This is a genomic window from Acidisphaera rubrifaciens HS-AP3, assembly GCF_000964365.1.
GTDB classification, from domain to species: Bacteria; Pseudomonadota; Alphaproteobacteria; order Acetobacterales; family Acetobacteraceae; genus Acidisphaera; species Acidisphaera rubrifaciens.
Genome location: NZ_BANB01000135.1, coordinates 1 through 9,837 on the forward strand (window position 1 = coordinate 1; position 9,837 = coordinate 9,837).

Below are 9,837 nucleotides of genomic sequence, written 5' to 3' on the forward strand. Positions count from 1 at the left end.
CTACTGGCGGGGACTGTCGGTGCTCGCGCAGGCCGCGCCGTCCTGCGTCGCACCGGCCGCCGCCCATGCGGAGACGATCGTCGCCGCCACGGGCGTCGCCGGTTTCGCGGATTTCGTCGCCGCCGGGCTGAAGGCCGCCGCGGACCGCGCGGGGCGGCGTGCATGGCTCACCTTGCAGCATCCGGCCGCGATGCAGGCGCTCGATCGCGCAGGCGCGGGCCCCGGCTTCGTCGCTTGCGAGCGCCGGCTGTTGCTGTATGCGACGGCGCTTTGGGGGCGGCGGCCGCGTCTGCTGCCCGCACCATCGCAGGGTGGACGGCTTGCCCGACGCGCCGCGCTCGCGGACGGTGTGGTGCTGCTCCCGCCCATACTGCGCGGCGTTCCCGCGGCGCAGGCGCCAGCGCTTTACCGCGCGATGGTCGCGCACGCGACGGCGCATCTCGCCGCCTGGCCGGGCCGGTTTCCGGTCGGCACGCTCAAGCCGGTGCAGATGGTGCTGATCGGACTGATCGAGGATGCGCGTGTGGAGGCGCTGGCGATGCGGCGCTTTCCCGGACTGCGTCGTCTGTGGGGACCGTTTCATACGGCACGGCCAGGCGGCCCGGTGACCACGCCCGCCCTGTTCGCGCGGGTGGCGCGCGCGCTTTTCGATCCGACCTATGAGGACGACGACGCGCTGGTCACGAAGGCACGCGATCTGTTCGACGCGGCGATGGCGGCGGGCGAGGGGGCGTCGTTGAGCCGGCGCATCGGCGATCTGCTGGGCAACGATATCGGCCAGCGTCGGTTGCAGTTCAACGCGCGCCTGCATGTCATCGAACCGGCATATCGCGACGACGGGCTCGGGCTGTGGGACCATGCGGAGCCGCCCGACGCGCCGCCGGACATGTCCGATCTCCTTGTCGAGGCGGCGCGCCCGCGCGAACGGCCGGCCGATGACGACGGTCGGCCGGAGAGCGGGGAGGCGACCGGCCGCGCGCGGGTACGCCCTGCTGAAGCGGACGGTCGTGGCATCGCCCTCGCCCGCTATCCGGAATGGGACCGCGCCGCCGATATCATGCGACCCGACTGGGCGCAGGTCTGGGACAGCCCGATCGAGCCGGGCGATCCGCGGCGGATCGACGACGCGGTGGCGCAGGCCGCGGGGATCGCGCGGCGCATCGATCGGTTGGTGCGCGCGGCGCGCACCGGGCGCCCCACGCGTCTGCGCCGTCAGCCGGACGGGGCGGATCTCGACATCGACGCCGCGGTGGAAGCGGCGGTCGACGTGCAGGCCGGACGCATGCCGGCGGCCAATCTGTTTCGCGACACGGCGCGGCTGACGCGCGATCTTGCCGCGCTGCTGCTGGTGGACGTGTCGCAATCGACGGCCGACCGCGCGGGCGGGGATGTGACGGGCAGCGTGCTCGATGTCGAGCGGTTGGCGGTCGCGCTGCTGGCCGGGGCGATGCGCGCGCTCGGTGATCCGTTCGCGCTGTTCGGTTTCGCGAGCAACGGCCGCGAGGAGGTGCGCCTGTCGCGCATCAAGGATTTCCGCGCGCCCTATGACCGCGCCGCACAGGCCCGGCTGGCCGGAGTTCGCGCGGGTTTGTCCACGCGCCTTGGCGCCGCGTTGCGTCACGCGGGCGCGGAGATCGCGCCGGTGCAGGCGCATCGGCGGATGATCCTGGTTCTCAGCGATGGGGCGCCGAGCGATGTCGACGTCGCCGATCCGCTCGACCTGATCGAGGATGCGCGACGCGCCTGTGTCGATCTGCGCGCCCGCGGCATCGACGTGTTCGGCGTGACGCTCGATCCCGGCGGCACCGGCGCCGGCACGGTGATCTTCGGCCGGGGGGCGCATCTGTCCCTTCGCCGGGCGGAGGATCTGCCGGCGCGGCTGTCGGATCTGTATTTCCGGCTGTCGCGTCGGTAGTCATCCGCCCCGCCGCGGAACGGCGGGGCGGACCGCACCCTCAGCGGTGGGTGGCGACCTTCGCCGGGATGCCCTCGATCGGACATTCCTCGGTGCCGACCGTGGGACGGGTGATCGCCTCGACCATCTCGCGCGTGGCGTCGGGGTCGGTGATCCACTTCTTGTAGAAATCGTACGGGCACGCGGCGACGCCCTGATCGCCTTCACCGGAATTGATCTTGCCGGTGTAGCCGCGATGCAGAAGCTTGAAGAGGTGGTTCTCGCTCTGCATGTTGCGGCGCGCGTCGCGGATCAGCGAGGTCGACAGGGCGGCATACTGGATGCCCATCTCCTCGGTCCCGCATTCGCCGAGCGTGCGGCCGTCGAAGCCGATGATCGACGAATGGCCAAAATACGAATAGACGCCATCGAAGCCCGCGGCATTGGCGACGGCGACATAGGTATTGTTCGCCCAGGCCATCGCCTTGGCCATGATGATCTGCTGCTCCTTGGCCGGATACATATAGCCCTGGCAGCGCACGATCAGCTCCGCCCCGCGCATCGCGCAGTCGCGCCATATCTCCGGATAGTTGCCGTCGTCACAGATGATCAGGCTGATCTTCAGCCCCTTCGGCCCGTCGGACACATAGGTGCAGTTGCCGGGATACCAGCCCTCGATCGGCACCCACGGCATGATCTTGCGGTATTTCTGAACGATCTCGCCCTTGTCGTTCATCAGGATGAGGGTGTTGTAAGGCGCCTTCTTCGGGTGCTCCTCGTGACGCTCGCCGGTCAGCGAGAACACGCCCCAGGTCTTAGCGTCGCGGCAGGCCTCGGCAAAGATCTCAGTCTCCTCGCCGGGGACGGACGACGCGGTCTCGTACATCTCCTTGCTGTCGTACATGATGCCGTGCGTCGAGTATTCCGGGAAGATGACAAGGTCCATGCCCGGAAGTCCGACCTTCATCCCGCGGATCATGTCGCCGATCTTGCGGGCGTTCTCCAGCACCTCCGCCTTGGTATGCAGGCGGGGCATCTTGTAGTTGACGACAGCGACGCCGACGCTGTCCTTGCTGCTTGATATGTCGCCGTGAAGCATGCTGGGTCCTTTCCTTATTGGCAGCCCGGCCGTCAGACGGCCATGTGCCGGTGCACGAGGTCGTCGGTCAGCGCGTCGGATTTGCCGGCCGCGACGACGCGGCCCTTCTCCATCATCGCGAAGCGATGCGCCGCGCGACGGGCGAAGGCCACGTTCTGTTCGACGAGGACCACCGTCAGCCCCGCCTCGGCATTGAGGCGGATGATGATGTCCTCAATCTCGGCGACGATATTCGGCTGTATGCCCTCCGTCGGCTCGTCGAGCAGCAGCGTGTTGGGTTGCGCGGCCAGCGCACGCGCGATCGCCAGCTGCTGCTGCTGGCCACCCGACAGCACGCCGCCTGGCCGGTCGAGATTGGCGGTGAGATAGGGAAACAGCTGGCCCACGATGTCGGGCACGACGCGGCGCCCGTCGCGCCGGGCGAACGCGCCCATCAGGATGTTCTCACGCACCGTGAAGTCGGGGAAGATCTCGCGCCCCTGCGGCACATAGGCGATGCCGGCGCGGGCGCGCTCGTGCGTCGGCTTGCCGGTGATGTCGGTGCCGTTCAGCACGATGTGGCCGGAGATCTGGTCCGTCAGTCCCATCAGCGTCTTCAGAAGCGTGGTCTTGCCGACGCCGTTGCGCCCCAGGATCGCCGTCACCTCGCGCGTCGGCACGTCGAGCGTGACACCGTGCAGGATGTGGCTGCGGCCGTAGAAGCTGTCCACCTGATCGAGCGCGAGCATCAGCCGTGCCCCGCGGCGGCACCGAGATAGGCGCGGCGCACGTCCTCGTTCGTCTCGATCGACGCGAGGTCGCCCTCGGCGAGCACGCGGCCGAGATGCAGGACGGTGATGCGCTCGGCGATTTCGCGGACGAAGGCCATGTCGTGCTCGACGACGATGATGCTGTGCTGGCCGCGCAGGCTCTTGATGATCTCCGCCGTCTTGTGCGTCTCCGCCTGCGTCATCCCGGCGGTGGGTTCGTCGAGCAGCAGCACCTTCGGGTCCTGGACGATGAGCATGCCGAGCTCCAGCCACTGCGTCTGTCCGTGACTGAGATTGGCGGCCGGCTGGTCGGCGGTGTCGCCGAGGTCGATCAGCGCCAGCACCTCGTCCACGCGGCGACGCTGCGCGCGGGAGAAACCGAAGCGCAGGTTGGCGAAGACGTGCGGGTTGCGGCAACTCGCGACTTCCAGGTTGGCGCGGACCGACAATTCCTTGAACACGCTCGGGATCTGGAACTTGCGGCCAAGGCCGGCGCGGGCGATCTGGTGTTCGTCGCGGTTGGTGATCTCGCGATCGTAGAGAAACACGTGCCCCTCGGTCGCGCGCGTCCTGCCCGAGACGAGGTCCATCAGCGTCGTCTTGCCGGCGCCGTTTGCCCCGAGCAGAACGCGCAGCTCCCCCTCCTCGATCACCAGCGAGACGCCGTCCACGGCCTTGAACCCCGCAAAGGCGACGCCGATACCGTCGATCGTCAGCGCCGCGGTCATGGCGCGCGCCGCGAGGCCGCGACCATCGCGGCGGCCTGGCTTCCCGTCGCCGCGCGCGCGGCGGCGCGCGCCTCGATCCGCTCGCCGATGTCGGAGGCAAGTCCCGCCAGACCGCGCGGCAGATAGAGCACCACCAGGACGAAGACGAGACCGATGACCGCCTTCCACGCCTCCATGAAGCTTTGCGTCTCGCTGACCGTCGCGGCGACGATATTGATCAGGATCGCGCCGATGCAGGCGCCCAGCAGCGACGCCCGGCCGCCGACCGCCGCCCACACCACCATGGTGATCGAATAGGCGAGGTCCATGAAGGTGGGCGAGGCGAACTCCGCCGCGACGACGTAGAGCATCCCGGCATAGCCGGCGATCCCGGCCGAGACGGTGAAGAAGAACAGCTGATACACCGGCACGTCGAAGCCGAGGTAGCGGACGCGATTCTGATCGTCGCGGATCGCCTGCAGAATGAGCCCGGCGCGCGTCTCCACCAGCATCCTGGCACCAATCAGCACGAGCGCGAGCGACACAGCGATCAGGTAGTAGGTGCCCAGGCCGTAGGCGTCGAACTGATAGCCGAGGATCGTCAGGGTGCCGAGGTCGGTCAGCCCGTTGAACCCGTTGGTCAGCGGCTGCGCGTCGATCAGCACCAGCCGCACCAGCAGCACCAGCGCGAGCGTGATGATCGAGACGAAGACGCCGGCGATGCGCTTGCGGAATACGATCAGGCCGAGGATCAGCGCCAGCGTGACGGGCAGAAGGATGCCCATGAGGATGCCGAACCATTGCGACTGAAACGGCAGCCATAACCAGGAACCGTGGTTGATGCAGCACAGCTCGGTCGGCGCGCCGGGCTGGGCATTCCACAGCATAAAGTCCGGCACCGGTGTGTCCGATCCCTGCTGCATGCTGGTATTGCTCAGCAGCTTGAGCGACATCGCCAGCATGTAGGCGCCGGCGCCGAAGAACAGCCCCTGACCGAGGTTGAGGATGCCCGCATAGCCCCAGCACAACGACACGGCGACGCCCAGCATGCCGTAGACCAGGAACTTCGACATGCGGTTGATCCAGAAGTCGCCGAGCAGCAGCGGCACCAGCAGGATCGCGACGATGAAGATGGCGTAGCAGAGATAATCAAGGCGGCGCTGGATGGTCATGCGTCAGCGCCCCTTGAACGAGAACAGCCCGGTCGGCCGGATGACGATGATCAGGATAACAAGACCGAAGACCACGGCACGGGCGAGCACGTCGTTGGTGAGCGAGGCGACGCTGCCGTCCACCTGTCCCAGCAGCCCGGCGGAGAAGACGGCGCCGAGCAGGCTGCCCACGCCGCCGACCACGACGACGAGGAAGCCGTCCACCACCATCGACGTGCCCATGTCCGGGAACACGGTCTTGAACCCCGACATCATCACGCCGGCGATCCCCGCGAGGCCGGAGCCATAGGCGAAGGTGAGGGCGTTGATGCGCTGGACGTTGACGCCGCAGGCCGCGGCCATGCGCGGGTTGCGCATGATCGCGCGCACCTGGATGCCGATATCGGTGCGATACATGATGAACCATGTCAGCGCCGTCAGCGCGGCCGTGACGCCGATGATGAACAGGCGATAGACGTTGACATCCTCGCCGCCGACCATGATCGCGCCGGTCAGCGCGGGGGGCACCGTCACGTTCTGCAATCCGGGGCCCAGGCCGCGGATATGCTTGCCGAAGAACGACAGACCGAACTCCAGCCGCACTGCCTGCTGCAGCAGGATCGCGATGCCCCAGGTCGCGAGCAGCGTGTCGAGCAGCCGCCCGTACAGACGACGCACCACCACACGCTCGATCGCGAGGCCGACCAGCGCGGTGACGACGAAGGCGAGCGGGATCGATGCCAGGAAGCCGAGATGCAGCCAGATCCCGGCCATCACCGTCGTGTAGGCCCCGAGCATCACCATCTCGCCATGGGCCATGTTGATCACGCCCATGGCGCCGTAGGTGATCGCGAGCCCGAGGGCCACCAGCAGCAGGATGGACCCGACGCTCAGACCGATGAAGATGATTTCCAGCACGGTCCCGCCCGCCCCGCGCCGTGTCAGTGCCTGGCCCGAAGCTTCGCGACGTCCAGGCCCTTGCTCGTGCAGTACAGGTTGGTGTCCGTCTCGCCATAGGCGACATAGGGCAGCGGCTTGATCGGATGCGGATAGGCGTTGACGATCTTCCCCTGACCATCCGCCTGCCACTGCGCGATACGCGGCGTCAGCCACGTGTGCAGATTGTCGACATCGACCTTCACGTCGCCGCCCGGTGCCGCATAGGTCTGGCCACGCACCGCCTCGCGCACCGCGTCGGGCTTCACCGACTTCGCCTTCTCGACCGCCTGCTTCCACAGGAAGACCTGGAAATAGGCGGATTCCAGGGCGTGATGCGTGACGGCCTTGGGGTCCTTGACGAAGGCGCGGTAGCGCTGGACGAACGCCTTATTGCGGGGGGTGTCGATCGCCATGAAATACGGGAACGAGGTGTAGCTGCCGACCGCGTATTCCGGCCCCATCGCCGCAATCTCGATCTCCGACGTCACCGTCGCGCAGATCGGCAGTTTTTCGTGGCTGATGCCCTGATTTTTGTACTCGCGATAGAAAGCGACGACGCTGTCGCCGACGACGTTGGACAGCACCGCGTCACAGCCCGAGTTCTTGATCTTGTTCACCATCGAGCCCCACTCCGAATGGCCGAGCTCGAGGTATTCGTCGGCGACCCATTCGGCGCCGTTTTGCTTCATCAGGATCTTGCAGACCTTCGACATTTCGCGCGGATAGATATAGTTGGATCCGACGATGAAGAACTTCTTCTTGCCGAGGGTCTTGACGATCCAGGGGATGAAGTTCGACAGCTGCTGGTTAGGCACGGCGCCGGTGTAGACGACGTTCTTCGAGCACTCGTAGCCTTCGTAATATGTCGGGTAGAAGAACATGCGGTCGCGCTTTTCGAAGACCGGCAGGACCGCCTTGCGGCTGGCCGAGGTATAGCCGCCGAACACCGTCGGGATGTCGTCCTCGACGATCAGCTTGGAGGCCTTCTCGTTGTAGGTCTTGGGATCGGAGGCGCCGTCCTCCTGCACCACCTCGACCTTCTCGCCCATCACGCCGCCGGCCGCGTTGATTTCAGATATCGCCATCAAGGTGGCGTCCGAGAGCGACTTCTCGATGATCGACAGGCCGCCGGTGAGCGAGAACAACACGCCGACCCGCACCGGCGACGCGGCCCTGGCGGTGCGGATGAACGGGGCGGCCAGCGGCGGCACCAGCAGGCCCGCCGCCGTCAGGGAGGCTCCGCGCAGGACATCGCGACGCTTGATCGACATGAACTCTCCGTCCGGTTGGGCGCGACGGGGCACGGCGCCGGGACGCGGCGCGGGCAGCCCTCGCGGTTTGGGTGTTGATCTCGGGCCGCCGACGCCGGTGTCGGGTTATCCCGCGCATGGCCCATAGCAAGAGCGGTGCCAGCAATCGGGATTTTGGGTCGGGAAAACCGGGCGCGACCGCCGGCGGCATGTGCCGACAGACGGCGGCGGCGCCGCGGTTGCCCCCCGGGCGTCCAGCGCCCGAACCGGTGTCTGTCGCGATCCGCTCGTGGCAGCATCGTCGGTGCCAGGGGCGGGATGTCCGGCGTCGCCCAAGGGGGCACCCGCCGCAACTATGCTAGGAGGAGTCGCAAGCCGGGAGCAAGGCCCAGCCAAGCCCGTGCGCCGCGCTGCCGGCCCGGCGCCGGCGCTTGCGGGGATGTGATCGGGAAATGTTGCGCCAGCGATTGCACCGGCGGGAGCGGGCGGGCTAGTTTCAATCGCGTTGGTCTCCTGCCTCCATCATGTATCGTTCCCGCGGTTGTGCCGGCGATCGAGTTTGACCCGTATGTTGCGCTGCGATAATTTGCTGGCGCGGCATGGGAGGCGACTATGTTGGATACGACGATCGTGAGCTCCGCCAACGTCTATCTTCCTCCGTTCGACCTCGTGCGCCGCAGTCTGGACATACACGCCGTGCGGGGCGAGTTGACGGCGTCGTTACCCTATGACGACTTCGTGAAGCTGGTGAAGCAGCTGATCGGCGGCATCCATGTCGACGAGGCGTGGTATCTGTCACGCTACCCGGACGTCGCCGACGGCATCGCCCGGGGTATCGTTCGATCGGCACGCGAGCATTTCGTCCAGGACGGATATTTCGAAGGACGGCTGCCGTTCGAGCTGCGCGTGGACGAAGGCTGGTATCTGAGCCGCTACCCCGACGTCGCCGAGGGCGTCGAACGCGGTGAATTCGAATCGGGGCGGGATCATTTCAACAAGCTGGGCTACATGGAGGGCCGCGAGCCCTTCCCGGTATAGCCGAAACATCCTGACTGACCGGACGACAGGTCACTCAGTCGTCATTTGCCGTGACGTGCGGCGGACGGCGACTGTCGCAGACGGCGCGGCAACAAAAGGCGGGTGACGCGTGGGCAACTCATCGATGCGCGATACGCGGCCGCCCGATCCGCTGCCTCCCCCGCCGTCCGATCCGGCGGCCGCGCGCGGCGCCGATGGCCAGTCGCCCGTCGCCCTGGCCGATGTGACCATGATGAGCGTGGCCGGGGTGCCTGATGCCCCGACATCCGTTGCCGCCACACCCGACGCCGCCACACCCGATGCACCGGCATCCGATGGGGCGTGGGTTGAAATCGATCCGGTGATCGCGCCGTCGGTGCTGAACGGGCGGCTCGATCTCCTGCTGCGCGGCCGCTTCGTGGGCGTGCGTCCGATCCGCTACGTTCTCATCACCTGCGACGGCACGCCCGCGCACGAACTCCGCTTCGGCCGGCCGCCGCATGACGGGTCGATCGCACTCGCCGACGGGTCGGACCGCCGGCAGTACGGCTTCGCCTGCGTCCTGTCGCGCCCGGCGGTCGAGGAGCCGCGGCAGGTGGTGGTGGACATTGAGATACATGGCGATGACGCGGCCGCGCCGGTGACGCGTTGGCCGGTCACGCTCGATGTGCAGCCGGGTGATCCGCCGCGTGTCACGGTGGCGGCGGGCCCCACGCGGACGATCGCCCATTATGCAGACGCCCTCCCGCCGATCGCGCTGCATGTCGAGCGTGCCGTGCGCCATGCCGACGGCCGGACCGAACTGCTCGGCTGGGCGCTGTCGCAGCAGCCACTGGTGACGGTGCAGGTATTCGCGGACGAGCGCCGTCTGGGCGCCGCGCGCCTCGCCGTGGTGCGCGAGGACGTGCGCGACGCCTTTCCCGCCTATCCGGACGCCGGCCGGTCGGGGTTCGTGTACAACGCCGTGCTGCCGGACGCCGCGGCGGATGCGCGTGTGTTGCGGGTGGAGGCGGTGGCGGCGAAGGGGCTCG

At 67.6% G+C, this 9,837-nt stretch carries 9 protein-coding genes; 3 read left to right on the forward strand and 6 right to left on the reverse strand.

Going from position 1 to position 9,837, the window contains the following annotated elements:
* Positions 1–1,915: nitric oxide reductase activation protein NorD (locus B8460_RS05020; protein ID WP_048860485.1), on the forward strand; the 1,915-nt coding region annotated here is incomplete at its 5' end.
* A gap of 40 nt (positions 1,916–1,955) precedes the next feature.
* On the opposite strand, the gene B8460_RS05025 is transcribed toward B8460_RS05020, so the two are convergent.
* The 6 genes from B8460_RS05025 to B8460_RS05050 are packed head-to-tail and all read right to left on the reverse strand — an operon-like array spanning position 1,956 to position 7,810.
* Complete coding sequence (locus B8460_RS05025) at positions 1,956–2,993, reverse strand: aliphatic amidase (protein ID WP_048860486.1); 1,038 nt, start codon at positions 2,991–2,993, stop codon at positions 1,956–1,958.
* Between the two features lie 32 nt (positions 2,994–3,025).
* Positions 3,026–3,721: an urea ABC transporter ATP-binding subunit UrtE gene (urtE, locus tag B8460_RS05030; protein WP_048860487.1), complete on the reverse strand. Its 696-nt coding sequence runs from the start codon at positions 3,719–3,721 to the stop codon at positions 3,026–3,028.
* Positions 3,721–4,470, reverse strand: coding sequence for an urea ABC transporter ATP-binding protein UrtD (gene urtD / locus B8460_RS05035; RefSeq protein WP_048860488.1), 750 nt, complete (start codon positions 4,468–4,470; stop codon positions 3,721–3,723). The genes urtE and urtD overlap by 1 nt, the downstream gene beginning before the upstream one ends.
* Positions 4,467–5,621, reverse strand: coding sequence for an urea ABC transporter permease subunit UrtC (gene urtC / locus B8460_RS05040; protein WP_048860489.1), 1,155 nt, complete (start codon positions 5,619–5,621; stop codon positions 4,467–4,469). The genes urtD and urtC overlap by 4 nt, the downstream gene beginning before the upstream one ends.
* Before the next feature lie 3 nt (positions 5,622–5,624).
* Positions 5,625–6,518: an urea ABC transporter permease subunit UrtB gene (gene urtB, locus B8460_RS05045; protein ID WP_048860490.1), complete on the reverse strand. Its 894-nt coding sequence runs from the start codon at positions 6,516–6,518 to the stop codon at positions 5,625–5,627.
* A gap of 23 nt (positions 6,519–6,541) precedes the next feature.
* Positions 6,542–7,810 (reverse strand): ABC transporter substrate-binding protein, encoded by a 1,269-nt coding sequence (locus tag B8460_RS05050; protein ID WP_048860491.1) that lies wholly within the window; start codon positions 7,808–7,810, stop codon positions 6,542–6,544.
* Positions 7,811–8,404: 594 nt separating this feature from the next.
* On the opposite strand from B8460_RS05050, the gene B8460_RS05055 reads away from it, so the two are divergent.
* Together B8460_RS05055 and B8460_RS05060 are read left to right on the forward strand one after the other, a co-directional pair.
* Positions 8,405–8,827 carry a hypothetical protein gene (locus B8460_RS05055; RefSeq protein ID WP_158322720.1) on the forward strand — a complete coding sequence of 141 codons (423 nt, stop codon included), beginning with the start codon at positions 8,405–8,407 and terminating at the stop codon, positions 8,825–8,827.
* Positions 8,828–8,951: 124 nt separating this feature from the next.
* Positions 8,952–9,837, forward strand: an 886-nt coding sequence (locus B8460_RS05060) for a hypothetical protein (protein ID WP_048860493.1), incomplete at its 3' end; no start/stop codon positions are given.